Annotated in this window: 29 protein-coding genes; 13 read left to right on the plus strand and 16 right to left on the minus strand. The window is 69.0% G+C overall.

Annotation, left to right across the window (positions count from 1 at the left end; translation table 11 throughout):
* Positions 1-39 precede the first annotated feature (39 nt).
* Positions 40-306 (plus strand): hypothetical protein, encoded by a 267-nt coding sequence (locus tag DW306_RS14755; RefSeq protein ID WP_240747225.1) that lies wholly within the window; start codon positions 40-42, stop codon positions 304-306.
* A gap of 70 nt (positions 307-376) precedes the next feature.
* On the opposite strand, the gene DW306_RS14760 is transcribed toward DW306_RS14755, so the two are convergent.
* From DW306_RS14760 to glgA, 3 genes are all read right to left on the minus strand, one after another.
* Positions 377-640: a type B 50S ribosomal protein L31 gene (locus DW306_RS14760; protein ID WP_136056349.1), complete on the minus strand. Its 264-nt coding sequence runs from the start codon at positions 638-640 to the stop codon at positions 377-379.
* Positions 641-749: 109 nt separating this feature from the next.
* Positions 750-1535, minus strand: coding sequence for an ABC transporter ATP-binding protein (locus DW306_RS14765; protein ID WP_136056350.1), 786 nt, complete (start codon positions 1533-1535; stop codon positions 750-752).
* Between the two features lie 17 nt (positions 1536-1552).
* Positions 1553-2737 (minus strand): glycogen synthase, encoded by a 1185-nt coding sequence (gene glgA, locus DW306_RS14770; RefSeq protein WP_136056351.1) that lies wholly within the window; start codon positions 2735-2737, stop codon positions 1553-1555.
* Between the two features lie 70 nt (positions 2738-2807).
* On the opposite strand from glgA, the gene DW306_RS14775 reads away from it, so the two are divergent.
* From DW306_RS14775 to DW306_RS14785, 3 genes are read left to right on the plus strand one after another with little or no spacing between them, the layout of a single operon-like run.
* The gene (locus DW306_RS14775; protein WP_136056352.1) at positions 2808-4049 is read left to right on the plus strand and encodes a glucose-1-phosphate adenylyltransferase; all 1242 of its coding nucleotides are present in this window, start codon (positions 2808-2810) and stop codon (positions 4047-4049) included.
* Positions 4050-4092: 43 nt separating this feature from the next.
* Complete coding sequence (gene serB, locus DW306_RS14780; protein ID WP_136056353.1) at positions 4093-4728, plus strand: phosphoserine phosphatase SerB; 636 nt, start codon at positions 4093-4095, stop codon at positions 4726-4728.
* 43 nt (positions 4729-4771) lie between these two features.
* Positions 4772-5467, plus strand: coding sequence for an alpha/beta hydrolase (locus tag DW306_RS14785; protein ID WP_136056354.1), 696 nt, complete (start codon positions 4772-4774; stop codon positions 5465-5467).
* Positions 5468-5491: 24 nt separating this feature from the next.
* Here DW306_RS14785 and DW306_RS14790 read toward each other — a convergent pair whose 3' ends face one another.
* Positions 5492-6202, minus strand: coding sequence for a beta-ketoacyl-ACP reductase (locus DW306_RS14790; RefSeq protein ID WP_136056355.1), 711 nt, complete (start codon positions 6200-6202; stop codon positions 5492-5494).
* Between the two features lie 141 nt (positions 6203-6343).
* On the opposite strand from DW306_RS14790, the gene DW306_RS14795 reads away from it, so the two are divergent.
* The 4 genes from DW306_RS14795 to DW306_RS14810 are packed head-to-tail and all read left to right on the plus strand — an operon-like array spanning position 6344 to position 8384.
* On the plus strand, positions 6344-6982 hold the full coding sequence (locus tag DW306_RS14795) for a DUF4190 domain-containing protein (RefSeq protein WP_168429344.1): 639 nt from the start codon (positions 6344-6346) through the stop codon (positions 6980-6982).
* Positions 6983-7033: 51 nt separating this feature from the next.
* Positions 7034-7384, plus strand: coding sequence for a DUF3099 domain-containing protein (locus DW306_RS14800; RefSeq protein WP_136056357.1), 351 nt, complete (start codon positions 7034-7036; stop codon positions 7382-7384).
* Positions 7381-7575 (plus strand): hypothetical protein, encoded by a 195-nt coding sequence (locus tag DW306_RS14805; protein ID WP_136056358.1) that lies wholly within the window; start codon positions 7381-7383, stop codon positions 7573-7575. Before DW306_RS14800 ends, DW306_RS14805 begins: the two co-directional genes overlap by 4 nt.
* A complete protein-coding gene (locus tag DW306_RS14810; protein WP_136056359.1) occupies positions 7572-8384 on the plus strand; it encodes an SURF1 family protein in 813 nt (270 codons plus the stop codon). The genes DW306_RS14805 and DW306_RS14810 overlap by 4 nt, the downstream gene beginning before the upstream one ends.
* Positions 8385-8390: 6 nt before the next feature.
* Here the strand turns inward: DW306_RS14810 and DW306_RS14815 are convergent, their stop codons facing one another.
* Genes DW306_RS14815 through abc-f form a run of 3 tightly spaced genes read right to left on the minus strand, consistent with a single transcriptional unit; the run spans position 8391 to position 11061 of the window.
* Positions 8391-8825, minus strand: coding sequence for a cupin domain-containing protein (locus DW306_RS14815; RefSeq protein WP_136056360.1), 435 nt, complete (start codon positions 8823-8825; stop codon positions 8391-8393).
* A 19-nt stretch (positions 8826-8844) separates the two neighbouring features.
* Positions 8845-9432 (minus strand): pyridoxamine 5'-phosphate oxidase family protein, encoded by a 588-nt coding sequence (locus DW306_RS14820; RefSeq protein WP_240747211.1) that lies wholly within the window; start codon positions 9430-9432, stop codon positions 8845-8847.
* A gap of 30 nt (positions 9433-9462) precedes the next feature.
* Positions 9463-11061 carry a ribosomal protection-like ABC-F family protein gene (gene abc-f / locus DW306_RS14825; RefSeq protein ID WP_136056361.1) on the minus strand — a complete coding sequence of 533 codons (1599 nt, stop codon included), beginning with the start codon at positions 11059-11061 and terminating at the stop codon, positions 9463-9465.
* A 163-nt stretch (positions 11062-11224) separates the two neighbouring features.
* On the opposite strand from abc-f, the gene DW306_RS14830 reads away from it, so the two are divergent.
* The 4 genes from DW306_RS14830 to DW306_RS14845 all read left to right on the plus strand — a co-directional run bounded on the left by DW306_RS14830 (position 11225) and on the right by DW306_RS14845 (position 15175).
* Positions 11225-11842: a VTT domain-containing protein gene (locus DW306_RS14830; protein ID WP_136056362.1), complete on the plus strand. Its 618-nt coding sequence runs from the start codon at positions 11225-11227 to the stop codon at positions 11840-11842.
* A 5-nt stretch (positions 11843-11847) separates the two neighbouring features.
* Positions 11848-13098, plus strand: a complete 1251-nt coding sequence (locus tag DW306_RS14835) for a sensor histidine kinase (RefSeq protein ID WP_136056363.1) — start codon at positions 11848-11850, stop codon at positions 13096-13098.
* The gene (locus DW306_RS14840; protein ID WP_136056364.1) at positions 13095-13766 is read left to right on the plus strand and encodes a response regulator transcription factor; all 672 of its coding nucleotides are present in this window, start codon (positions 13095-13097) and stop codon (positions 13764-13766) included. The genes DW306_RS14835 and DW306_RS14840 overlap by 4 nt, the downstream gene beginning before the upstream one ends.
* 98 nt (positions 13767-13864) lie before the next feature.
* Positions 13865-15175: an acyltransferase gene (locus tag DW306_RS14845; RefSeq protein WP_136056365.1), complete on the plus strand. Its 1311-nt coding sequence runs from the start codon at positions 13865-13867 to the stop codon at positions 15173-15175.
* Positions 15176-15179: 4 nt separating this feature from the next.
* Here the strand turns inward: DW306_RS14845 and DW306_RS14850 are convergent, their stop codons facing one another.
* Positions 15180-15773, minus strand: a complete 594-nt coding sequence (locus tag DW306_RS14850; RefSeq protein WP_136056366.1) for an energy-coupling factor transporter transmembrane protein EcfT — start codon at positions 15771-15773, stop codon at positions 15180-15182.
* Complete coding sequence (locus DW306_RS14855) at positions 15770-16471, minus strand: ABC transporter ATP-binding protein (protein WP_136056367.1); 702 nt, start codon at positions 16469-16471, stop codon at positions 15770-15772. The genes DW306_RS14850 and DW306_RS14855 overlap by 4 nt, the downstream gene beginning before the upstream one ends.
* Positions 16472-16553: 82 nt before the next feature.
* Here DW306_RS14855 and DW306_RS14860 point away from each other — a divergent pair, with 82 nt between their 5' ends.
* The gene (locus DW306_RS14860; protein WP_136056368.1) at positions 16554-17138 is read left to right on the plus strand and encodes a TetR family transcriptional regulator; all 585 of its coding nucleotides are present in this window, start codon (positions 16554-16556) and stop codon (positions 17136-17138) included.
* Here the strand turns inward: DW306_RS14860 and DW306_RS14865 are convergent.
* Genes DW306_RS14865 through sufB form a run of 7 tightly spaced genes read right to left on the minus strand, consistent with a single transcriptional unit; the run spans position 17101 to position 23682 of the window.
* A complete protein-coding gene (locus DW306_RS14865; RefSeq protein ID WP_136056369.1) occupies positions 17101-18471 on the minus strand; it encodes an MFS transporter in 1371 nt (456 codons plus the stop codon). The genes DW306_RS14860 and DW306_RS14865 overlap by 38 nt on opposite strands.
* Positions 18468-19622, minus strand: coding sequence for an aminotransferase class I/II-fold pyridoxal phosphate-dependent enzyme (locus DW306_RS14870; RefSeq protein WP_136056370.1), 1155 nt, complete (start codon positions 19620-19622; stop codon positions 18468-18470). The genes DW306_RS14865 and DW306_RS14870 overlap by 4 nt, the downstream gene beginning before the upstream one ends.
* Before the next feature lie 2 nt (positions 19623-19624).
* Complete coding sequence (locus DW306_RS14875; protein WP_116637041.1) at positions 19625-19954, minus strand: metal-sulfur cluster assembly factor; 330 nt, start codon at positions 19952-19954, stop codon at positions 19625-19627.
* Between the two features lie 9 nt (positions 19955-19963).
* Positions 19964-20734 (minus strand): Fe-S cluster assembly ATPase SufC, encoded by a 771-nt coding sequence (sufC, locus tag DW306_RS14880; RefSeq protein WP_136056371.1) that lies wholly within the window; start codon positions 20732-20734, stop codon positions 19964-19966.
* Entirely contained in the window at positions 20735-21061 is a 327-nt protein-coding gene (locus tag DW306_RS14885; RefSeq protein ID WP_136056372.1) for a non-heme iron oxygenase ferredoxin subunit, read from the minus strand. It lies immediately after the preceding gene.
* Positions 21058-22263 carry a Fe-S cluster assembly protein SufD gene (gene sufD / locus DW306_RS14890; protein WP_136056373.1) on the minus strand — a complete coding sequence of 402 codons (1206 nt, stop codon included), beginning with the start codon at positions 22261-22263 and terminating at the stop codon, positions 21058-21060. Before sufD ends, DW306_RS14885 begins: the two co-directional genes overlap by 4 nt.
* Positions 22264-23682, minus strand: coding sequence for a Fe-S cluster assembly protein SufB (sufB, locus tag DW306_RS14895; protein WP_136056374.1), 1419 nt, complete (start codon positions 23680-23682; stop codon positions 22264-22266).
* Positions 23683-23788: the final 106 nt, after the last annotated feature.

Genomic DNA, 23788 nt, shown 5'->3' on the forward strand with positions numbered 1-23788 from the left:
ATGACGCCCGGGTCTCCGCCGATCTACGCTGAGTACGTGATGGAGACTCTCGGCGTCATCCTGGCGGTCATCGCGGGCGTGGCGATCGTCGTCGCCGTCGTGCACACGTTCTCCACGTTGCCGCTGGAGAAGAAGTACGAGAGCAGCGGCGGCGGGCTCGGCGGAGCCTTCGATGCCGTCTGGTCGCCCTCCGCGCACGAGGCCGGGATGGAGCGCGACCGGCAGACGCAGCGCACGGCGCCCGCACCCTCGCCCGGCGACCCGCCGGACACGATCGACAAGGGTCGCATCACGCTCGACCTCTGAGATTCGGATCGTGCGTGCATGACGAAGGCCCCGCCCTCCGAGGAGAGCGGGGCCTTCACAGCGAACGACCTTACTTGGTCGAGCCGCCGAAGCCCTTGAAGCGCTGGTTGAACTTCTCGACGCGACCGGCCGAGTCCATGATGCGCTGCTTGCCCGTGTAGAACGGGTGCGAGGCAGAGGAGATCTCGACGTCGATGACGGGGTACTCCACGCCATCCAGCTCGATGGTCTTGCCGCCGTCGACGGGGACCGTCGAACGCGTGAGGAAGGTCTCGCCCGAGCCGAGGTCGCGGAACACGACCGCCTGGTAGTCGGGGTGAATGTCAGTCTTCATGGGATTCCTTAGTTGCTGCCCTGGATTGTGCCAGGGACGAGGGAAGTCTGCGGCGCAGTGAGCACCAAGAATCGATTCTATCAGATCCCCACTGTCGCTCAGATCGACGTCAGGATGCCGCGCGGGCGGCGTACCGGCCGTCTTCGCTGTTCAGGGTGATCGGCATTCCGAAGGCCTCGCTGAGCGTATCGGCGGTGAGCGTCTCGGCGATCGGTCCCGCGGCGACGGCCCGCCCCTCGCGCAGCAGCAGCACGTGCGTGAAGCCGACGGGGATCTCCTCGACATGGTGCGTCACCATGAGCATCGCCGGAGTGGTCGGCGAAGAGGCGTAGCCGCTGAGCAGAGCGAGCAGCTCCTCACGCGAGCCCAGATCCAGAGACGCCGTCGGCTCGTCGAGGAGCAGGAGCTCGGGATCGGTCATCACGGCGCGAGCGATCTGCACGCGCTTCTGCTCGCCGTCGCTCAGAGTGCCGAAGGTGCGCTCGGCGAGGTGGTCGAGGCGCCAGTCCCCCAGGACCCGCAGCGCGCGGCGCTCGTCGATGTCCTCGTAGCTCTCGTTCCACCGTCCGAGCACGGAGTACGCGGCGGTCAGAACGGCGTTGAGCACCGTCTCGTCGCGCGGAACGCGCTTGGCCATCGCCGACGACGCGAAACCGATGCGCGGGCGCACCTCGAACACGTCGGTCCGGCCCAGGGTCTCGCCCAGGATCGTGACGGTGCCGGCCGTCGGATGCATGAGCGTGTCGGCCAGCTGGAGCAGCGTGGTCTTGCCCGCGCCGTTCGGACCGAGGATCACCCATCGCTGGTCGTCCGCGGCCTCCCAGGTCACGTGATCGATGATGTTGCGTCCTTCACGGCGCACGACGACGTCGGTGAATTCCAGAGCGCTCGGCATGCGTCCAGCCTATCGGCTCAGGTGAGGAGCTCCGCGTAGAGCGCGCGGGTGGTGTCGGCGATCGCACCCCAGCTGAAGTCGGCCTTCGCACGCTCGCGCCCTGCCTCGCCGTACGCGCGTGCGCGCTCCGGATCCATCGCCACCTCGGTCAGCACGGCCGCGAGATCCGCGACGTACCGGTCCGGGTCGACCGGTGTTCCCGTGCCGTCCTGCAGCTGCTCGATCGGCACGAGGCGCCCGGTCACGCCGTCCGCGACGACCTCCGGGATCCCGCCGGTCGCGGTGCCGACCACGGCCGCACCGCAGGCCATGGCCTCGAGGTTCACGATTCCCAGCGGCTCGTACACGGACGGGCAGACGAACGTCGTCGCGGCCGTCAGAATCGCGGACAGCTCGTCGCGCGGCAGCATCCGCTCGATCCAGATGACGCCGTCCCGACTCTGCTGCAGCAGGCGGACCCCCTCCTGCACCTCCGCCATGATCTCCGGGGTGTCGGGCGCCCCGGCGCACAGCACGAGCTGAACCTCCGGCGGCAGCAGGCGCGCCGCCTGGAGGAGGTACGGGAGCCCCTTCTGGCGGGTGATACGCCCGACGAAGACGACCGAGGGACGGGCGGGGTCCATCCCGATCGACTCGAGGAATGCGGCGTCCTGCACAGGACGCCAGCGCTCGACATCGATCCCGTTGTGGATCACGCGGACCTTCGCCGGGTCGACCTGCGGGTAGCTCCGCAGGATGTCGGCGCGCATCCCGGCGCTCACGGCGATCACGGCCGCGGCGTTCTCGTAGGCGAGCTTCTCGATGCCGCTCGACACGGCGTAGCCGCCGCCGAGCTGCTCGGCCTTCCACGGACGAAGAGGCTCGAGGCTGTGCGCGGTGAGGACGTGCGGGATGCCGTGCAGCTGCGACGCGAGGTGTCCCGCGAAGTTCGCGTACCAGGTGTGGCTGTGCACGATGTCGGCATCCGCGATCGCAGCGACGATCTCGAGATCCGTGCCGAGGGTCTGCAACGCCCCGTTGGCATCGGCGAGCTCGACGGGCGCCCGGTAGGAGAAGGTGCCCTCCTCGTCGCGGGCCGCGCCGAACGCGCGCACGCGCACCTCGATGCTCTTCCGGAGGGCGGTGACGAGCTCGGCGACGTGTACACCGGCCCCGCCATAGATCTCCGGCGGGTATTCCTTGGTGATCATCTCGACTCGCATGCAATAGACGCTAGCGACTCACTTGTCCAGACGCTAGGAACGAGAATGGAGTGGGATCTAGGGTGGAGCCATGTCCGCTCCAAAGAAGGTCTTCGGAATCATCCTCGCCGGCGGCGAGGGCAAGCGTCTCATGCCGCTGACGGCCGATCGTGCCAAACCTGCGGTTCCGTTCGGCGGACAGTACCGCTTGATCGATTTCGCGATCTCGAACCTGATCAACTCCGGGCTGCGCCAGATCGTGGTGCTCACCCAGTACAAGTCGCACAGCCTCGACCGGCACATCTCGCAGACCTGGCGGATGTCGGCTCTCCTGGACTCGTACGTGGCCTCCGTGCCGGCGCAGCAGCGACTCGGCAAGCGATGGTTCTCGGGGTCAGCGGACGCGATCCTGCAGAGCATGAACCTCATCAACGACGAGAAGCCCGACATCGTCGTGGTCATCGGCGCCGACCACGTCTACCGGATGGACTTCCGGCAGATGCTGGATGCGCACATCGCCTCCGGGGCGAAAGCCACGGTCGCCGGCATCCGTCAGCCCCTCGCCCTGGCATCGCAGTTCGGCGTGATCGACGCGGATGCCGAGACGGGCCGCATCAAGCAGTTCCTCGAGAAGCCCACCGACATCGCCGGCCTCGAGGATTCGCCGCACGAGGTGCTCGCCTCGATGGGCAACTACATCTTCGACGCCGACGCGCTGATCGCGGCGGTCGAGGCCGACGGCGAATCGCCCACGTCCGGACACGACATGGGCGGCGACATCGTGCCGTACTTCGTCGACCGGGGCGAGGCCGGCTACTACGACATGAAGCAGAACGAGGTCCCGGGATCCTCGCCGCGCGACCGCTCCTACTGGCGGGACGTCGGGACGATCGACTCGTTCTTCGACGCCCACCGCGACCTGATCTCGACGCTGCCGATCTTCAACCTGTACAACATGGAGTGGCCGATCCACTCGCAGGCGGTCAACTCGCCGCCGGCGAAGTTCGTGCGCGACTCGGTCGGCCGCATCGGCAACGCGATCGACTCGATCGTCTCGCTCGGATCGGTGCTCTCCGGCACGCATCTCGAGCGCAGCGTGGTCGGTCCCTGGGCGCTCGCGGGCGGCGGCTCGACCATCACGGACTCGGTCGTCTTCGATCATGTGCGGCTGGGCCAGGGCGCGCGGGTGCACCGCGCGATCCTCGACAAGAACGTCGTCCTCGCCGACGGCGCGACGGTCGGCGTCGACCGCGAACGAGATCTGGCACGCGGGTTCACCGTGACCGAGTCCGGCATCACGGTCGTCGGCAAGGGCGTCTTCATCGAGCGCTGAGCACCCGGTACGAGGCGGGCGAACGATCGCTAGGCTCGAAGCCGTGACCTCTGCGCGATTCCTCGTCGTCCTCGATGCCGATTCCACCCTCATCCGCAATGAGGTGATCGAGCTGCTCGCCGACGAGGCGGGTCGGCGCGATGAGGTCCAGGCGGCGACCGAGGCGGCGATGCGCGGCGAGGTCGACTTCGCCGCGAGCCTCCGTTCGCGTGTCGCAGCACTCGAGGGTGTCCCGGTGTCCGCCTTCGCGCGCGTGCGGGCACGCATCGAACCGACCCCCGGCGTGCAGGCCCTCACCGCGGCCGTGCACGAGCGCGGTGGCGTGGTCGGCGTGGTCTCGGGCGGCTTCCACGAGATCCTCGACCACATCGCGCCCGAGCTCGGCGTGGATCGGTGGCGCGCGAATCGCCTCGATGTCGTCGACGGCGCGCTCTCCGGTCGCGTCGACGGCGAGATCGTGGATGCGGCCGCCAAGGCGTCGACGCTGAAGGAATGGGCGGCGGAGCTCGGCGTCGCGCCGCACGCGACGATCGCGATCGGCGACGGGGCGAACGATCTGCAGATGATGAGTGTCGCCGGCCTCGGCCTCGCCTTCAACGCGAAGCCCGCCGTACGCGCGGCGGCCAGCCTGGTCATCGGTCCTCAGGACCTCGCCGAGGTCGTCGCGCTGCTGCCCTGAGGATGCCGTGGCGGATGTCGGTGACCCCCACTACCGTCGGCTCATGGACATCATCCTCATACCAGGACTCTGGCTCGACGCATCCAGTTGGGACGAGGTGATCCCCACCCTCGAGAGGGCGGGGCATCGCGTGCATCCGCTCACTCTGCCGGGCCTCGGCGCTCCGGCGTCAGAATCTTCCGAGATCGGGATCGCCGACTGGGTCGCCGCCGCGGTCGCTGCGGTCGATGCCCTGCCGGGCGCCGCCGTCGTCGTCGGGCACAGCGGCGGCGGCAATGTGGCGTGGGGCGTCGTCGACGCTCGGCCCGATCGCGTGGCCCGGGTGATCTTCGTCGACACCGTGCCGCCGCCGTCAGGAAACGGCATCAGCGAGTTCGAGCTCGTCGATGGGGTCGTCCTGTTCCCGGGCTGGGACTTCTTCCCCGACGAAGACGTCAGCGACCTCGACGAGGCGACCCGTGAGCGTACTGCTCCGCTCGCGCGCAGCGTGCCCGCGCGTGTTCCGACCGATGAGATCGTGCTCCGCGACAGCGCGCGCTACCGGGTCCCGGTGACACTGCTGATGGGCAACCTCGATCAGGAGACGTTCGAGGGCATGATCGACCAGTGGGGGCCGTACGCCGACGAGTTCCATGCGATCGACGACGCGGAGGTCGTGAAGATCGGCTCCGGCCACTGGCCGCAGTTCTCCGTGCCGGAGAAGCTCGGCGACCTGATCAACGCGGCGATCGCGCGATGATCGCCCGCGAGCGGGTTCGGGTCGTCAGTGCCCCATGCCCAGTCCGCCGTCCACCGGGATGACCGCGCCCGAGATGTAGCCCGCGTCGTCGCCTGCGAGCCAGGTGACGACTCCGGCGACCTCGTCGGGCGTGGCGAAACGCCCGGCGGGGATGCTCGCCTTGTACTGCTTCTGGGTCTCTTCGGGGAGCTCTGCGGTCATGTCGGTCTCGATGAATCCGGGCGCGACCACGTTCGCCGTGATCCCGCGGCCGCCGAGTTCCCGGGTGAGCGACCGGGCGAAACCGACGAGCGCGCTCTTCGACGCCGAGTAGTTGACCTGACCGGCCGAACCGTAGAGGCCGACGACGCTGGAGATGAGGATCACCCGACCGAAGCGGGCGCGGAGCATGCCCTTCGAGGCCCGCTTCACGACGCGGAACGTGCCGCCGAGGTTGGTCGCGACGACGCTGTCGAAGTCGTCTTCGCTCATGCGCATGAGCAGCGTGTCCTTCGTGATGCCGGCGTTCGCGACCACGATCTCGACCGGGCCGAGCTGCTGTTCCACCTCGGTGAACGCGGCGTCGAGGGCGGCGGCATCCGTCACGTCTGCGCGCACGGTGAGAGTGCCCTCCGGGCCTTCGCCCGAGCGTGCGGTGACGGCGACGCGGTAGCCGTCAAGGACGAAGCGCTCCGCGATGGCGCGGCCGATGCCGCGGTTTCCTCCGGTGACGAGGACGACGCGCTGAGCACTCATGGGTATCACTCCTGATCTGGGCGGTGGCCCGGGTCTTCCGAGCCGTCAACGATCCTATCGAGGATGCTCCGTCGGCCACCGGCGAGGCGTTTGACACGAGCAGGTCGTGCTGGAACGCTGAACGAGACGAAAGGCATCAGCGTGAGCGACAACAGCTTCCCTCCCCCGGCAGATCAGCAGCCGCACACTCCGCCGCCGCCCGCGTACCCGGCGCCCGCCCAGGCACAGCCCGTCCAGCCGATCCAGGCGTACCCGGGGGCTGCGCCGTCGTACGCGCCCGCTCCCCCGCCACACGGCGGATACGGCGTGCCGGCCGCTCCTCCGCAGCCCGGCTACGGCGTCACCGCCGCCCAGCCCGGATATGCCGTGGCACCGGCCCAACCGGCGTACGGCGTCGCGCCGGTACAGCCGGGATATGCGAGCGCTCCGGTCCCGCCGCAGCAGGCCGGCTATGCGCCGTATGCCACACCCGGATACCCCGTTCCCGCACCCCGGCCGACCAGTGGCCTCGCGATCACCTCGCTGGTCTGCGGAATCGCCGGACTCGTCCTGTTCTGGGCCGTCGTCCCGATGCTGGCCTCCATCGTCGCGGTCGTCACCGGGCACATGGCTCTGCGCCAGACGAAGCGAAACCCCGCCCTCGGCGGCCGCGGCATGGCGTTCGCCGGCCTGATCACCGGTTATGTCGTCGTGGCGCTGCTGGCATTCACGATCGTGTCGACGGTCATCGGCGCACTCTTCTTCGGCGCCTTCACCCTGCCATTCCTGTTCTCCAGCTGAGCCGCAAGACCGCACGCCGTGCGGGCCGGACCGGCGTAGGCTGGAGGCATCGTGAAGAACGCACGTCAGGTCCCGGCTGTCACCTCATTGCCGCAGTCCCCACGGGATGAGGCTGATCATCGTGTGCGCCGTTACGCCCTCACGATGACGATCCGCATCGCCTGCTTCGCGCTCATGGTCCTCGTCCAGCCTTACGGCTGGTACACCTGGATCTTCGGGATCGCCGCCGCCGTGCTTCCCTACATCGCGGTCGTGTTCGCGAACGCCGGAAGCGACAGCACGGAGACCGTGGTGGAGTCGCCCGTGCAGGAGATCGAAGCCCCCAGATCAGAGCCGACGGTCATCGAGAGCACGGATCCGACGGTGTTCACGATCCGCGAAAGCCGCCGGGACGAATCGTGACGGAACTCGAATGCTCGCGCGCCGGCTGCCGGAGCGCGGCGACCAGCCGTGTGGTCTGGCGGAATCCGCGCATCCACGCCGCTGACCGCGAGAAGATCTGGCTGGCCTGCGACGAGCACGTCGGCTTCCTCCACGACTACCTCGCCGCGCGGGACTTCCCGGTGACCGTCCGGGCCGGTGTCACCGCATGAGCAAGAGGATGACCCGGTGGAGCGTCTACGTGCTCATCGCGATCGGCTTCGCGATCGCGTGCGCGTTCCTCTCTCATTGGCAGTTCGATCGGAACGAGTCGCGCTCCGAGCAGATCGCGCTCGTCGAGCAGAACTACGATGCCGAGCCGGTTCCGCTCTCCGACCTCATCGGCGACGACGGGGCGCTCGATCCCGGAGATCAGTGGCATCCGGTTCTTCTGCGCGGAGAATATCTGGTCGATCAGCAGCTGCTGGTGCGCAACCGCCCGCACGGCGGAACGAGCGCCTTCGAGGTGCTGGTGCCGTTCCGTGACGCGGATGGGCGCGTGTTCATCGTCGACCGCGGGTGGGTGCCGCCGGGTGACGGAGATTCTCCGGATGCCGTGCCCACGCCGCCTGAGGGCCAGGTCGAGGTGACGGTGCGGCTCCGTCCGAGCGAGCAGGTCCCGGCCTCCGGCCGCGGCGCACCGGAGGGCCAGGTGCCGACCATCAACCTGCCGACGATCGCCGACCTCGTCGAGGGCGACGTGATCACCGGAGCCTACGGCCAGCTGATCAGCGAAGAGCCTGCGGCCGACGCGGCGCTGGGCGGATTCGACTCCCCCACCGACGACCCCGGTCCGCACCTCTCGTACGCGATCCAGTGGATCCTGTTCGCCCTGATGGGCTTCGTGTTCATCGGATACATCATCCGCACCGAGATCGTGAAGCACCGCGAAGACCAAGAGGGAGCTCCCGCGCCCGTGAAGCCCCGCCGCCGGCGCGACGCCGACGCCGACGTCGAGGACGAACTGCTCGACGCCCGCTGAGGCGGATCAGTCCGCCCAGGGCATCGGCCTGTCCGGCAGACGCTCACTGTCGTCCGGAAGGTGCGGCAGCTCGTCACCGCCGGCCCGGATGCACAGCCAGCGCAATTCGCCGGGGCTGTCCGTGCGGGCCCGCCACGTGCGCGCGACCCCCTGACCGACCCGGATCACGGTACCGGGCCCCACCTCGACGACATCATCGTCCAGACCCATCTGGCCGCGCCCGCCGAGGAACACGTAGACCTCCTCGATCTTCGCGTGCACGTGCCAGTATCCGGCTTGTTCCCCCGGCTCCAGGGCGTTCGCCGTCATCCCGATGTACTGCATCGTCAGCTCGTGGTCGATGACCCGGCGTCCATCCCTCGACCGCGCCGCGTCGAAGCCGCCGTGATGGTCCCGCCACTCGTCGAGCGCGCCGATCTCGACGACCTGGTATCCGCTCATCGTGTTCCCTCCGCGCCCATCATGCGTCCCCGAGGACCGCGTACGACCAGCCTTCACCGTCCGGCACATAGACGACCCGCGTGTGTCGACGGTCGCGCGACCCCTGCCAGAATTCGATCCGCGTCGGAACGATCCGCCAGCGCACCCAGTCGCCTGGGGCGATATCCGCCTGCGCTGCGGGCGATCGTGCCGCGAGATCTGCGGCGCTCTCCTCGGCTGTCGCCTCTTCCACCGGACCGCGCACGCGAACCGCACGCACCTGCGGCTGCCACCAGAAGTTCAGCGCGGCCGCAGGCATGTGCGCGAGCTGTGCGCCTTTGCGTGAGGAGCGCGTGCTCGCGAAAGCCCATCCGACAGGGTCGATCGCCTTCAGGATCAGGGTCCGCGCGTCGGGAACCCCGTCGGCATCGACGGTCGCGAGCGTCGCGGTGTGCGGTTCCGGAACGCCGTCCGCGGCCGCCTGCTGCATCCACTGCGCGAAGAGCGTGGAAGGATCAGCCGGCAACGTGTCGAGATCCCATTCCGGCGCGACGCCGGTGAGCGCGGGGCGACCGCGGAGCCAGTCGTTCAGAGAGAAGGTCTCGCGGTCAGCAGCATCGAGGATCACCCTCTCGACTATGCCATGCGTGCGCGCCGCTCAGGCGAGCTCGATGAGGTCCTGGTAGTCCTGGCTCCAGATGTCCTCGACGCCGTCCGGCAGGATCAGGACGCGCTCCGGGTTGAGGGACTGCACCGCGCCCGGGTCGTGCGAGACGAGGACGACCGCACCCTCGTAGTGCGCCAGCGCGCCGAGGATCTCTTCGCGAGAAGCGGGATCGAGGTTGTTGGTGGGCTCGTCGAGGAGCAGGAGGTTCGCCGACGACACCACGAGCGTCGCCAGCGACAGACGGGTCTTCTCTCCACCGGACAGGACGCCCGCCGGCTTCAGCACGTCATCGCCCGTGAAGAGGAACGAACCGAGCACCTTGCGCGCCTCGGTCTCGGTGATGTGCGGAGCGGCGGAGACCATGTTCTCGAGCACCGAGCGATGCACGTCGAGGTTCTCGTGCTCCTGCGCGTAGTAGCCCACCTTGAGACCGTGCCCCGGCTCGAGGTGTCCCGTGTCGGGCTGGTCGACGCCGGCCAGCATCCGCAGCAGCGTCGTCTTGCCGGCACCGTTGAGTCCGAGGATCACGACCTTGGAGCCGCGATCGATCGCGAGGTCGACGTCCGTGAAGATCTCGAGCGATCCGTACGACTTCGACAGACCGGAGGCCATGAGCGGCGTCTTGCCGCAGGGCGCCGGCTTCGGGAACCGCAGCTTGGCGACGCGGTCTTCCTGGCGCACATCGTCGAGCCCCGCGAGCATCTTCTCGGCGCGAGCGACCATCTGGTGCGCGGCCGCCGCCTTCGAGGCCTTCGCGCCGAAGCGGGCGGCCTGCAGCTGCAGGGTCGTGGCCTTCTTCTCGACGTTGGCGCGCTCCTTCTTGCGGCGCTCCTCGTCGGCCACCCGCTGGCGCAGGTAGTTCTTCCAGTTCATGTTGTAGGTGTCGATGACCTGACGATTCGCGTCGAGGTAGAACACCCGGTTCACGGTCTCGCCGACGAGCTCCACGTCGTGGCTGATCACGATCAGACCACCCTTGTACCCCTTGAGGAACTCGCGCAGCCACACGACGCTGTCGGCGTCGAGGTGGTTGGTCGGCTCGTCGAGGATCATCGTCTGCGCATCGGAGAAGAGGATGCGCGCGAGCTCGATGCGGCGGCGCTGGCCACCCGAGAGGGTCGAGAGCGGCTGATCGAGGATGCGATCGGGCAGCGACAGGTTGTGCGCGATCGACGCGGCTTGGGCTTCGGCGGCGTAACCGCCCTGCGCCTCGAACTTCTCGGTGAGGGCGGCGTAGCGCTTCATCGCCTTCTCGGCGACGGCAGGATCGTCGGATCCCATCGCGAGCGATGCCTCGGTCATCCCGAGATTCAGCTGACCGAGTCCGCGCGCGTCGAGGATGCGGGTGCGAGCGAGGTCTTCCGGGTTGCCGGAGCGCGGGTCCTGCGGCAGGTAGCCGAGCTCCCCCGAACGCGTCACGGTGCCGTCCGACGGCAGCACGTCGCCGGCGAGGACCTTGGTGAGCGTGGTCTTCCCGGCGCCGTTGCGACCGACGAGTCCGATCTTGTCGCCGTCGGCGACGCGGAAGGAGACGTTCTCCATGAGCAGGCGCGCGCCAACGCGGATCTCGAGGTCGTGCACGGCAAGCACAGCGGATGTCCGTTCGTTCAGAGGGAGGGTTCGGCCGAGGGGCCAGCCTCCCAGTATAAGCGGCGCGGCAGGGAGCACCGGTCAGGAAGATCACCCCGGAGAGTGAGCGGGACGATACTCCAGAGGGATGCCGCCACCGGCATGCCGTCCATAACGTGCAGGGGTGGACATCCTCAACGACATCATCATGCAGGCGATCGCCTCGCCGTGGCTGTACCTCGTGCTCTTCGCCGTGACGATCATCGACGGGTTCTTCCCGCCGATCCCGAGCGAGACGGTCCTCGTCGCCGCGGCAGCCGTCGCGGCCTCCTCCGGTGACGGGAACCTGCTGCTCCTCGGCATCGTCGCCGCGATCGGCGCGGCGATCGGCGACAACATCGCCTTCGCCATCGGCCGGAGACTCGGCACGACGCGTTACCCCTGGATGCGACGACCGCGGGTGGCCGCAGCCTTCGCGCACGCCCAGACCGCGCTGGATCGCCGCAGCGCCACGCTCATCCTCGGCGCCCGCTACATCCCCGTCGGCCGGGTCGCGGTGAACATGTCCGCCGGTGCGCTCGGCTTCCGCTGGCGCCGCTTCCTGCCGCTCAGCCTGATCGCCGGCCTGAGCTGGAGCATCTTCAGCCTCGCCATCGGGCTCCTCGCCGGAGCATGGATCAAGGACCAGCCGCTGCTCAGCGCCGCATTCGGCGTCGTCATCGCGCTCGTGATCGGCCTCGTGATCGACCGTGTCGCTGCGGCCCGTCGCCGGCGCGAGTCCGTCGTTCGACTGGCAGGATGACAGACATGGCACGTCGCCGAGAGCGCACCCCGCGCCGTCCGCGGATCAATCCGCGCACCGCTGCCCTGGTGGCGCTGTATGCGGCGTGCATCGGGCTGTACGCGAACCTCGTGCCGATCCAGACGGTCGCGTACGGCACGCCGCTGCCCCTGTCGTTCCTCCTGGGCGCGGCACTGTGCGGATCGCCGATCCTGGCGCTCTCCCGCCCGCGAGGGGCCACCCTGCTCTTCACGGCGGCCGCCTTCGTCCTGCCCCTCATCGTCGTTCCGGAACTCGCGACCCACGCCCCCTGGCCCTGGTCGGTGCCGGCGCTCGTGACCTTCGTGCTCTTCGTCGGCGTCGTCACGTTCGTCCACGGCGCCCGCGTCGGCGCCCTCCCTCTGGTCTTCGGCGTGCTCGCGGCTCTCGTCGCGCCACTTCTGCGGCCGGACATGGTCGCCACCCCGGGATCCGCAGGCAGCTCCACCGCCGACCTCATCGTGACCGTCTCCCTCGCGGCGGCGATGTTCCTCATCGCGGCGCTGGTGGCCGGTCGCCTCCGGGTGTCCCAGGAGCTGACCCGCGAGAAGGAGCACAGCGCGCTCGAGGGATCGCGGCGCGCCCTGGTCGAGGAACGCACCCGCATCGCACGGGAACTGCACGACGTCGTGGCGCACAGCATGTCGGTGATCCAGGTGCAGGCCTCCACTGCCCGCTACCGCATCCCGGAGGTCGGCGAGGCCGCCATCGCGGAGTTCGACGACATCGCAGCGACGGCTCGCGCGTCTCTCACCGAGATGCGGCGGATGCTCGGCGTGCTGCGCACCGAGGACCAGAGCGCGGAGCTCGCCCCCCAGCAGGGCATCGACGACGTGCCGGCGCTGGTGGACAGCATCCGTCGCGCCGGCGTGGAAGTCGGGCTGGTGGTCGAGGGCGGCGACGCTGCGGCCGCCGCGAACCCCGCCGTGCAGATCGCCACGTTCCGCATCGTGCAGGAGGCCCTGAGCAACGCCGTGCGGCATGCGCCCGGCGCCCGCATCGAAGTACGTCTGCACGCGGATGCGACGAGCATCCGGATCCGCGTGCACAACGACATGCCGCCGCGAATTCCCGACACCCATGGCCCGGGGTACGGTCTTCGTGGCATGCGCGAGCGCTCCGAGCTCCTCGGCGGCAGCCTCTCCGCGGGCCCCGATGCCGACGGCGGTTGGACCGTCGAGGCGTCACTCCCCCTCAGCTCCGCCGATCACCCCGCCCCCGAGAAGGAGACCACGTGACGATCAGCGTGCTCATCGCCGACGACCAGGCCATGGTCCGCGCCGGGTTCGCCGCCCTGCTGAACGCCCATGAGGGCATCCGCGTGGTGGGACAGGCCGCGACCGGTGCCGAGGCGGTCACGCTGGCGGCGCGCGTCGACCCCGATGTGATCCTGATGGACGTGCGGATGCCCGAACTCGACGGCATCGAGGCCACCCGCCGCATCCTGGGGCCGACGTACCCGGCGGCGCACGTGCCGCGCATCCTGATGCTCACGACCTTCGACATCGATGACTACGTGTATGACGCTCTCGAGGCCGGCGCCAGCGGATTCCTGCTGAAGGACGCCCTCCCCGAGGAGCTCGTGCACGCGGTCCGCGTGGTGGCAGACGGTGATGCGCTGCTGGCTCCCAGCGTCACACGCCGCATGATCGAGCAGTTCGCCGGGCGGCGACCCCGCGCACCCCGCTCCGCGACCGCGCTCGCGGAGCTGACCGAACGCGAACGCGAGGTGCTCGTGCTGATCGGCAAGGGACGCTCGAACACCGAGATCGCCGCCGACCTCTTCATCGCCGAGCAGACCGTGAAGACCCACGTCGGCAAGGTGCTCGCGAAGCTGAGCCTGCGCGACCGGGTGCACGCCGTGATCCTCGCCTACGACACCGGACTCGTCGAACCCTCCTCCTGACTCACTCCGGGGTAGGGGTCGGGAACAGCACCCCGGGGTGATGTCCGCTCGCGCACCGCGTCCATAGTCTTCGGGAACACCGCTCCCGAGGAGGACTCATGACCATCGCCCCGGCGCCGCGCACCGCGACTCCCGCTCCCCCGCATCGCCCTCCGCGCGACACCGGTATCGATCTCATCCGGGCACTCTGCGTCCTGGGCGTGGTGCTGCTGCACGGGATCATGGTGGGCGTCACGGTCACCGGCTCGGGACCGGTGTTCGAGAACGCCAGCGATGGCTCCTGGTGGATCACGCCGCTGAGCTGGGTGCTCCAGGTGATGCCGCTGTTCTTCGTGATCGGCGGATTCTCGGGCTATCTCGCCTACGGGCAGCTGCGCGAACGCGGCGGCTCGGCGACCGACTTCGTCGCCGGACGCCTGCACCGCCTCTTCCGCCCCGCGATCTTCACCGTGGTCGTCGTCGGCCTCGCCCTCGCCGTGCTCACCGTGATCGGCATCCCCGCCGACCTCCTCGCCATCGCGGGCTTCCGCTACGGGCAGCCGCTCTGGTTCCTCGGCGTGTTCGTGCTGTGTCAGGCGCTCCTGCCGGCGCTGGCGGCAGCACATCGCCGCGCCCCGTATGCGACGATCGGCACGCTCGCCGCGGGATCCGTGCTGGTGGACGTTCTCCGCGCCGTCACGGGCATCGACGGCCTCGGCTTCCTGAACCTCGCCTTCGTGTGGATGGCTCTGCAGCAGCTCGGGTTCTTCCTCGCCGACGGTCGCATCGACGCGCTGAGCCGGCGGACGCGCGTCCTGGCTGTCGCCGGCGCGCTCGTCCTGCTGACGGTCGCCTTCCTCACCGGCGTGTACTCCCCCGACCTCATCGCGAACATCAATCCTCCGACGGCGGCGCTGCTGCTCGTCGGGGTCGTGCACGCCGGTGCGGTCTCGCTCCATCGCGACCGCATCGAGCGTTTCAGCCGGCGTCCGCTTCCGGCCGCCTTCACCGGCTTCGTGACACGCCGCGCCATGACCGTCTACCTCTGGCACATGCCGATCCTGCTCGCGATGGCCGGGCTGACGGCGGTGTTCGCGCTCCTGACCGGCGCGGCGCTGCCGGCGCTCGGCAGCGGCGATTGGTGGGCTGGGCGTCCGCTGTGGCTGGCGACGGCCCTCGCGCTCACGGCGGTCGTGGCGATGGCGTTCACGCGATTCGAGACGCTGCCGGCACCCGAGCCGACGAGGTCGGCACGCGGACTCGCGCTCGGTGCGCTTCTCGGGCTCGTCGGCATCGTGCTGCTGCTCGTCCTCGGCACGTCGGTCGCGACCGCGATGATCGCGGTCGCCCTCCTGGCAGCGTCGCTGAGGCTCGCCCGGCGGGCGCCCGAGGCATCTGCGCGCCCTCGGGCATCCATCGCAATCGGCTGAGGGATCAGCCGATCCCTCGGGCGGCCAGCGCATCGCCGACGTCGTCCGCGTGCCGGAGCGCGAGCACCAGCAACGGCACCACGGCCCGCGGACCCAGCCGCACCCCGCGGGCACGTCCCGCCTCGCGCACGCGATCGACGAACCCGGCGATCACCGGGATCATCGTGATGGTGAGCGAGATCGTCATGGCGACGGCCTCGGGGTCGACTCCCACCCGGCGGAACGGACGCAGCAGCCCCCGCAGGACCTCGAGCAGCGCGGACATCCGGGTGGTGAGCGTCAGCAGGCTCGCCAGCAGCAGCAGAGCCACGACCCGTCCGGTGCTGATCCACGCCGCAGCCGGCGACACGAACACGATCAGAGCCACGGAGAGGACCAGCACGATCCAGCGCAGTCTCCAGAGCTCGGCTGTCAGCACCCGCAGGGGAAGACGCGCGACGACGTAGAGCCCGCACACGGCGAGCAGAGAGACGCCGATGCTCAGAGGATCGTGCGGGTACAGCGAGAGGATCAGGGCGGCGACGGCGAGGACGGCGAGCTTGGCGCCGGCCGGCGCGCGGTGCAGAGGACTCGACCCCGGACGGTAGAGCTGGATCATCCGCATCCTCGACGATAGGCGTCGATGACCTCCGCCGGCTCACCGGATGCGGCGACGCGACCGTCGTCGAACAGCACTGCCGCATGGCACCGACCGGCCAGCTCGAGATCGTGGGTCACCAGCACGACCTGCGCCGACTGCGCGAGCAGCAGATCGCCGATGCGACGGGCATTCCGCAGATCGAGGAGCGTCGTCGGCTCGTCGGCCACGATGAGGTCGGGCTCGGTGATGAGGACCGAGGCGAGGGCGAGCATCTGCTTCTGACCACCGGAGAGCGTCGATGCCGGTGCATCGGCGTGAGCGGCGAGACCGTGCGCGTCGAGCGTCTCGGCGACGCGGCGGGCGATCTCATCGCGAGGCCGCCCGCGCAGCGACAGTGCGAGGTCCTCGGCCGGGGTCGGCATGAGGATCTGGGCCTCCGGATTCGCGAACACGAAGCCCACGCGCCGACGCACGGCCGTGCGGTCGCTGGTCGCATCGATCCCGTGCACGAGGACTCGCCCGGTCGTCGGCCCGACCAGCCCGTTCAGCAGCCGCGCGAACGTCGACTTGCCGGATCCGTTCGCGCCGATCACCGCGATGGTGGGCGCCCGCAGCTCGAGCGTGATGTCCTGGAGCACGGCGCTGCCATCGAACTCGACGGAGACCCGATCGAGCAGGATCGACCGGGTCAGGGTCGTCGTGCTGCTCTTCGTCATGCCGACCTCCGCCCTCTGTCCATCGGGCGATGACCGCCTCCTGAACACCGTTCACCTGAACGCTGTTCACTATAGTGAGAGCATGAGCCCCGAACACAATCCGGCCCGGCACGACCGCGAGAGCGTCGCCCGCACGGCTCTCGCCCTGCTCGACGAGGTGGGGCTCGCCGACCTCTCGATGCGGCGCATCGCCTCTCGACTCGACGTGCAGCCCAGCGCTCTCTACTGGCACTTCTCGAGCAAGCAGGAGCTTCTCGCCGAACTCACCGACCGCATCACAGCGGTCATCCCCGGCCACGGCGCCGGAGTGCTGGCGACGGCGCGAAGCATCCGCGATGCCCTCTTCGCCCACCGGGACGGCGCCGAGCTCGTGCTCAGCACGTACGCGCTGCGCCTGGGGTCGTCGCCCGCGCAGTCCGCTCTGGCGACAGCGCTCGAGCGCGAGGGCGCCGCCGATCCCGAAGAGCGCGCGGTCGCGATCCTCCACTTCGTGCTCGGACACGCGACGCTCGTGCAGCAGCGCATGCACGCCGACAGCCACGGCGCCCTGCTCGGCGGCGACCAGACCGACGTCACCGCGGGCCTCGATCGCATCTTCGACCTGGGAGTCACCTCCCTCGCCGGCGAGATCAGTGCGGCCGCGACTCCGCCGCGTGACCGAGCCTGAGTCCGGGGACCACCGCCAGCAGCACCAGCGCGATCCCGAACGCGAAGACGACCGCGAACGCACCGGCCCCGCCGCCCAGATTGGCGACGCCGAGTCCGGCGAGAGCGATGGCGACGGCCGACCCCGTCGCGTCGGAGATCGACAGGGCCGAGGAGTTGAATCCCTGGTTCGTGTCGTCGGAGTAGGCGAGCGTGAGCACGGTGAGGCGCGGATACAGCAGTCCCATGCCTCCTCCGGCGAACGCCCACCCGACGATCACGATCACCGGTGAGACGCCGAACACGGCAGCGACCAGCACGCTGAGCATGGCCACCAGCAGCAGGCTGAGGCTGATCAGGGTGATGCGGTGATTGCCGAGGCTCTCGCCGTACTTCCCCTGGAGAGCGGATGCTCCGGCCCAGGCGAACGCGGCGAGCATCAGGGCGACGCCCGCCCAGGTCGCCGTGAACCCGAATCGCTCCATGAGCAGATACGGGATGTAGGCCTCGGCGGCGAAGAACGCCCCGGCCGCGATGCCGCGCATCAGCACCACGCTCGGCAGACCGGCGCCGGCACGCAGGGTGCGGCGCGGCACCAGGGGCAGCACGGCGAAGGCGATCACGATGACCGCCCCGAGGGCGATGGGCCACCCGATCGCCGGAGCCATGTCGGCGGAGAAGCCGATCACGACGGCGAGCACCGCCACCACTACGGCGAGCAGCAGGCGCCTGATCAGCGCGCGGCCGTCCTGGGGTTCACCGTGGCCGAGATCCACCCCGCGCAGCCGCACCGCGATCATCAGGAACGCCGCGGCGGTCAGCACCGCGACGCCGAGGAAGGCCCAGCGCCAATCGAGGTACTCCGCAACCGCACCGGCGAGGAACGGCCCGACCATCGACGGCACCACCCACGCGGCGGCGAAGGCGGCGAAGATGCGCCCGTGCAGGTGCGGCGGGTACAGTCGCGCGACCACGACGTACAGCGCCACGGTCTGGCCGCCCGTACCGAGGCCCTGCACCAGCCGCCCGATCAGGAACTGGTGCATGGTCAGCGCGAGGCCCGAGATGAGGAGGCCGGCGACGAAGAGCGTCACGGCGACGTAGAGGGCCCCGCGTGGTCCGCGCGCGTCCGACCATGCTCCGGCAGCCACCATCCCGATCACGCTCGTCGCCAGCGTCCCGGCGAACGCGACCGCATAGAGCGACTGTCCGTCGAGAGCCTCACTGACGATCGGCATCACCGTCGTCACCGCGAGGGCCTCGATGGCTGCCAGGAAGATGAGGGCGACGGCGCCGAGCGTGACCCAGATGCGGTTGCGGTCCCAGATCGAAGCGACGGCCCCGGGGAGAGTCATCGAGCGACGAGCGCCGCGATGCGCTCGATGGCCTCGGTGAGGATCTCAGGGCTCGTGCCGAAGTTCAGTCGCACGTGACCAGCGCCCTCGGCCCCGAACGCGGGACCGTAGTGCAGAGCGACTCTGGCGTCCTTCAGGATCCGCCGTGCAGGGTTGTCTCCCCACTCGAGGGCCGACAGGTCGATCCACGCGAGATACCCGGCGTCGGGGATGCGATACCGCGCACCCGGCAGGCGCGAGGCCAGGAGATCTTCGAGGAGCACCCGGTTCTCGTCCAGCGTGCGCAGCAGTCCGTCGAGCCACTCATGGCTCTCCTCCGAGAACGCGGCGACCGCGGCGAGCAGGCCGAACTGTCCGGTGCGCCACTCCACCTCGACGGGAAGGCCGCGAACGACGGCGCTCGTCTCGTCGTCCGCCGTGACCATCAGCGCGCACTTGAGACCGGCGAGATTGAAGGCCTTGCTCGCACTGACGACGGCGTATCCGACGCGCTGCGCGGCATCGCCCGCCGACAGGAACGGCGTGAAGGCCGTCCCGGGCTGGGCCAGCGGTCCGTGGATCTCGTCGGACACGACCGCGGCGCCGAACTCGTCGGCGATCTCCGCCAGCGCGACCAGCGCGTCGCGGTCGTGCACGGTGCCGGTCGGGTTGTGCGGATTGCAGAGCAGGATCGCCGTGGCGCCGTCTTCGAAAGCGGCGCGGATGCCGTCGAGATCGAGCTCCCATACCGTCCCGGTATCGCGCAGCGGGACTCGCACGACCTCGGCACCCGCCTCAGCGACGAGCTCATAGAACGGCGGGTAGACCGGAGGCGTGACGATGACCCGGTCGCCGGGTTGCGTGACACGGCGGAGGATCTCCACGATGCCCATGCTCACATCGGCGGTGCTCCGCATGCGGGCAGGGTCCGGCGTCCATCCGAACCGTCGCTGCGCGAAAGCGGCGAAGGATGCGGCGAGCGGAGTGCGCGAGGCCACGTAACCCGTGTCTCCGACCTCGATGGCGCGCTGCAGAGCGTTCGTGATCGCCGGCGCGAGCGGGAAGTCCGTCTCCGCGACGAACAGCGGCAGGACGTCGGCGGGATACTCCCGCCACTTCTCACTGCTGCGCTCGCGGAGCTCTGCCAGAGGCAGGGCCGTGACCCGGAGCATCCCTAGATCGCGAAGCCGAGGGCTCGCATCATGTCGCGGCCGTCGTCGGTGATCTTCTCGGGCCCCCACGGCGGCATCCACACCCAGTTGATGCGGAAGCGATCCACCACGTTGTCGAGAGCCTCGGCGGTCTGCTCCTCGAGCACGTCGGTCAGCGGGCAGCCGGCGCTGGTGAGCGTCATGTGGATGACGAGAGCGTCGTTCTCGTCATCCCAGGCCAGGTCGTAGATCAGACCGAGGTCGACGACATTGATCCCCAGCTCGGGGTCCATGACGTCTTTCAGAGCCTCGGTGACCTCGTCGTACTTCTGGTCGGTGAGCGTCGCGGTCATGCGGTCAGCCTACGCCTCGATGGGAGCGGCGGGGTCGAGGAAACGGTCGTATCCCTCGTCCTCGAGCCGGTCGGCGAGCTCGGGTCCGCCCTCTTCCACGATCTTGCCCGCGACGACCACGTGCACGTAGTCGGGACGGATGTAGCGGAGGATGCGCGTGTAGTGCGTGATCAGCAGAACGCCGAGACCGGTCGACTCCTTGGCGCGGTTGACGCCCTCGGAGACGATCTTCAGGGCGTCGACGTCGAGACCGGAGTCGGTCTCGTCGAGGATCGCGAACTTCGGCTTCAGGACCTCGAGCTGCAGGATCTCGTGGCGCTTCTTCTCGCCGCCCGAGAAGCCCTCGTTGACGTTGCGCTGCGCGAACTTCGGGTCCATGCGCAGGTTTGCCATGGCCGCCTTGACGTCCTTGGTCCAGCCGCGGATCGCCGGCGCCTCGCCGTCGAGAGCGGTCTTGGCCGTGCGGAGGAAGTTCGTCACGGTCACGCCGGGGATCTCCACCGGGTACTGCATCGCGAGGAACAGGCCCGCGCGCGCACGCTCGTCGACGGTCATCGCGAGGACGTCCTCGCCGTCGAACGTGATCGAACCGGAGGTCACGGTGTACTTCGGGTGACCGGCGATCGTGTAGGCGAGCGTCGACTTGCCGGAGCCGTTGGGGCCCATGATCGCATGGGTCTCACCGGTGTTCATGGTGAGGGTGATTCCGTTGAGGATCGGGGTGGTCCCCGACTCGGTCTCGACCGTCACAAACAGGTCGCGGATCTCGAGAACAGACATTCAGACTTCCTTCGTCACGGTCGGGTCGATGAGCACGTCGTCGCCGTCGATCTCGACGACGTAGACCGGGACGGGCTCATAAGCGGGGAGGTTCTGGGGCTTGCCGGTGATCAGGGAGAAGGCGGAGCCATGGGCCCAGCACTCCACTGTGTCGCCTTCGACGAAGCCCTCGGAGAGGGAGATGTCGCCGTGGGTGCAGACGTCGCCGATGGCGTGGATGACGCCCTCGCCGTCCTTGATCACGGTGATGGGCACGCCGGCCGGCTCGACACGCAGGGGGGTGTCCTGCTCGAGGTCGGCGACGCCGCAGACGCGCTCGGCGGTCATGCGTTCACCGCCGAGAGTTCGGTCTCGATGGCGTCGAGCAGCTCCGTCTCCAGGGCCGGGATGCCGAGACGCTGCACGATGTCGGTGAGGAAGCCGAGCACGACCAGACGCCGTGCCTCTTCTTCACTGATGCCGCGAGCTTGGAGGTAGAAGAGCTGCTCATCGTCGAAACGACCGGTCGCGCTCGCGTGCCCGGCGCCGAGGATGTCGCCCGTCTCGATCTCGAGGTTCGGGATCGAGTCGGCCCGGGCGCCTTCGGTGAGCACCAGGTTGCGGTTGGCCTCGTAGGAGTCGGTGCCGTTGGCGTTCGCGCCGATCAGCACATCGCCGATCCAGACGCTGTGCGCGCCCTGGCCCTGCAGCGCGCCCTTGTAGAGCACGTCGCCCTTGGTGTGCGGGCCCTTGTGGTGCAGGTACACCTGGCTCTCGAGGTGCTGCCCGGCGTCCGCGTAGGACAGGCCGTACAGGTAGCCCTCGGAGCCGGCGCCGGCGAGCTCGACGTTGGGGTTGACTCGCACCACGCCGCCGCCGAAGCTGACGATGAAGTGCTTGAGCGTCGCATCTGCTCCGACACGGGCCTGATGCGCGGCCGCGTGCACGGCGTCATCCTGCCACTGCTGGAGGCTGATCACGGTGAGCTTCGCGCCATCACGCACCAGGATCTCGACGTTCTGCGCGTACTGCGCCGAACCCGTGTGCTGGAGCACGACGGTCGCCGAGCTGTGCTCGAGAGCCTCGATCACGATGTGCGCGTCGGCGCGGCGGTCGGCCCCGAGGCCCGTGACCGACACGAAGACGGGCTCCGCGACCTCTTCCTCGCGGGGGATGCGCACATGCAGCGCCTCTGCCGAGCCCTGCCAGGCGACGGCCGCGGTCACGTCCTCGGCGAGGAAGACCTCGCCGCGCGGAGCGTCGCCGGCCGCGAGCGGCGAGGAGACGTACTGCTCCCCCGCGCCGAACTCGTAGCGGACGCCGTCGTTCGGGGACGCCACCGAGAACAGCGACGTCAGCTTCGCGACCGGCGTGTGCTTCCAGTTGACCTCGCGGCCCGTGGGCGCGCCGAAGTCACCGGGTTCGAAGGAGTGCGGCCGCTCGGAGCGGGTCTGCACCGGGACGAAGCCCGCCGAGGCGACCTGTGCCGCCGGGTCGATGTGCGCGTTCGAATCCTGCGTCCCTGCGGACGCCGTAGCCTGAGCCGTCATCTAGCCGACGCTGCCTTCCATGCCCATCTCGATGAGCTTGTTCAATTCCATCGCGTACTCCATCGGCAGCTCGCGCGCGATCGGCTCGATGAAGCCGCGCACGATCATCGCCATCGCCTCGTCCTCGGGCATGCCGCGGGACTGCAGGTAGAAGAGCTGCTCCTCGCTGACCTTCGACACGGTGGCCTCATGGCCGAGCTGCACGTCGTCGACGCGGATGTCGATCGCCGGATAGGTGTCGGAGCGCGACTTCGTGTCGACGAGCAGCGCGTCGCAGCGCACGGTGTTGGCGGAGTGGTGCGCGTTGGCATCCACCCGCACCTCGCCGCGGTAACCGGCGCGACCGCCGCCTCGTGCGATCGACTTCGACACGATCGATGACTGCGTGTACGGCGCCATGTGGATCATCTTCGCGCCGGCGTCCTGGTGCTGGCCGGGGCCCGCGAACGCGACCGAGAGCGTCTCGCCCTTGGCGTGCTCGCCCATGAGGTAGATCGACGGGTACTTCATCGTCACCTTGGAGCCGATGTTGCCGTCGACCCATTCCATGGTCGCGCCCTCGTGGGCGACCGCACGCTTGGTGACGAGGTTGTAGACGTTGTTCGACCAGTTCTGGATCGTCGTGTAGCGCACGCGGGCGTTCTTCTTCACGATGATCTCGACCACGGCCGAGTGCAGCGAGTCCGACTTGTAGATCGGGGCGGTGCAGCCCTCGATGTAGTGGATGTAGCTGTCTTCGTCGGCGATGATCAGGGTCCGCTCGAACTGGCCCATGTTCTCGGTGTTGATGCGGAAGTAGGCCTGCAGCGGGATCTCGACGTGAACGCCCTTGGGGACGTAGACGAACGAGCCGCCCGACCACACCGCGGTGTTCAGCGCGGCGAACTTGTTGTCACCGGCCGGGATGACCGTGCCGAAGTACTCCTCGAAGAACTCGGGGTGCTCGCGCAGGGCCGTGTCGGTGTCCATGAAGATGACACCCTGCTGCTCCAGGTCCTCGCGGATCTGGTGGTAGACGACCTCGGACTCGTACTGCGCGGCGACGCCGGCGACGAGACGCTGGCGTTCGGCCTCGGGGATGCCGAGACGCTCGTACGTCTCGCGGATCTCGACAGGCAGGTCCTCCCAGGACTGCGCCTGCTTCTCCGTCGAGCGCACGAAGTACTTGATGTTGTCGAAGTCGATCTCGCTGAGGTCGGCGCCCCAGGTCGGCATCGGCTTCTTGCCGAACAGGTCGAGACCCTTCAGACGGGTCTTCAGCATCCATTCCGGCTCGTTCTTGAGGGCCGAGATGCCGCGGACGACATCTTCGGAGAGCCCGCGTTTCGCGATGGCTCCGGCGGCATCCTCATCGTGCCAGCCGAATTCGTACACCCCCAGCCCATCGAGCTCCGGGCGGTCGATCAGCACATCCGACATCACACTCTCCTCACAGGTCCCAAACGGTGTCATCCGCCCCGGCACACCTGATCCCCGTCGAGTCTGCGGGAGTGTGTGCCGTTGGTGGGCCCTCATCACCGGCGCA

The sequence above is a fragment of the Microbacterium sp. K24 genome, assembly GCF_004794465.1.
Lineage (GTDB): Bacteria > Actinomycetota > Actinomycetes > Actinomycetales > Microbacteriaceae > Microbacterium.

Bases quoted from the DNA above. Each gene is read 5' to 3' on its own strand.
- DW306_RS14755 (WP_240747225.1), top strand. From the start codon at position 40: ATGGAGACTCTCGGCGTCATCCTGGCGGTCATCGCGGGCGTGGCGATC.
- DW306_RS14760 (WP_136056349.1), bottom strand. From the start codon at position 640: ATGAAGACTGACATTCACCCCGACTACCAGGCGGTCGTGTTCCGCGAC.
- DW306_RS14765 (WP_136056350.1), bottom strand. From the start codon at position 1,535: ATGCCGAGCGCTCTGGAATTCACCGACGTCGTCGTGCGCCGTGAAGGA.
- glgA (WP_136056351.1), bottom strand. From the start codon at position 2,737: ATGCGAGTCGAGATGATCACCAAGGAATACCCGCCGGAGATCTATGGC.
- DW306_RS14775 (WP_136056352.1), top strand. From the start codon at position 2,808: ATGTCCGCTCCAAAGAAGGTCTTCGGAATCATCCTCGCCGGCGGCGAG.
- DW306_RS14785 (WP_136056354.1), top strand. From the start codon at position 4,772: ATGGACATCATCCTCATACCAGGACTCTGGCTCGACGCATCCAGTTGG.
- DW306_RS14790 (WP_136056355.1), bottom strand. From the start codon at position 6,202: ATGAGTGCTCAGCGCGTCGTCCTCGTCACCGGAGGAAACCGCGGCATC.
- DW306_RS14810 (WP_136056359.1), top strand. From the start codon at position 7,572: ATGAGCAAGAGGATGACCCGGTGGAGCGTCTACGTGCTCATCGCGATC.
- DW306_RS14815 (WP_136056360.1), bottom strand. From the start codon at position 8,825: ATGAGCGGATACCAGGTCGTCGAGATCGGCGCGCTCGACGAGTGGCGG.
- DW306_RS14835 (WP_136056363.1), top strand. From the start codon at position 11,848: ATGGCACGTCGCCGAGAGCGCACCCCGCGCCGTCCGCGGATCAATCCG.
- DW306_RS14845 (WP_136056365.1), top strand. From the start codon at position 13,865: ATGACCATCGCCCCGGCGCCGCGCACCGCGACTCCCGCTCCCCCGCAT.
- DW306_RS14850 (WP_136056366.1), bottom strand. From the start codon at position 15,773: ATGATCCAGCTCTACCGTCCGGGGTCGAGTCCTCTGCACCGCGCGCCG.
- DW306_RS14855 (WP_136056367.1), bottom strand. From the start codon at position 16,471: ATGACGAAGAGCAGCACGACGACCCTGACCCGGTCGATCCTGCTCGAT.
- DW306_RS14860 (WP_136056368.1), top strand. From the start codon at position 16,554: ATGAGCCCCGAACACAATCCGGCCCGGCACGACCGCGAGAGCGTCGCC.
- DW306_RS14865 (WP_136056369.1), bottom strand. From the start codon at position 18,471: ATGACTCTCCCCGGGGCCGTCGCTTCGATCTGGGACCGCAACCGCATC.
- DW306_RS14870 (WP_136056370.1), bottom strand. From the start codon at position 19,622: ATGCTCCGGGTCACGGCCCTGCCTCTGGCAGAGCTCCGCGAGCGCAGC.
- DW306_RS14875 (WP_116637041.1), bottom strand. From the start codon at position 19,954: ATGACCGCGACGCTCACCGACCAGAAGTACGACGAGGTCACCGAGGCT.
- sufC (WP_136056371.1), bottom strand. From the start codon at position 20,734: ATGTCTGTTCTCGAGATCCGCGACCTGTTTGTGACGGTCGAGACCGAG.
- DW306_RS14885 (WP_136056372.1), bottom strand. From the start codon at position 21,061: ATGACCGCCGAGCGCGTCTGCGGCGTCGCCGACCTCGAGCAGGACACC.
- sufD (WP_136056373.1), bottom strand. From the start codon at position 22,263: ATGACGGCTCAGGCTACGGCGTCCGCAGGGACGCAGGATTCGAACGCG.
- sufB (WP_136056374.1), bottom strand. From the start codon at position 23,682: ATGTCGGATGTGCTGATCGACCGCCCGGAGCTCGATGGGCTGGGGGTG.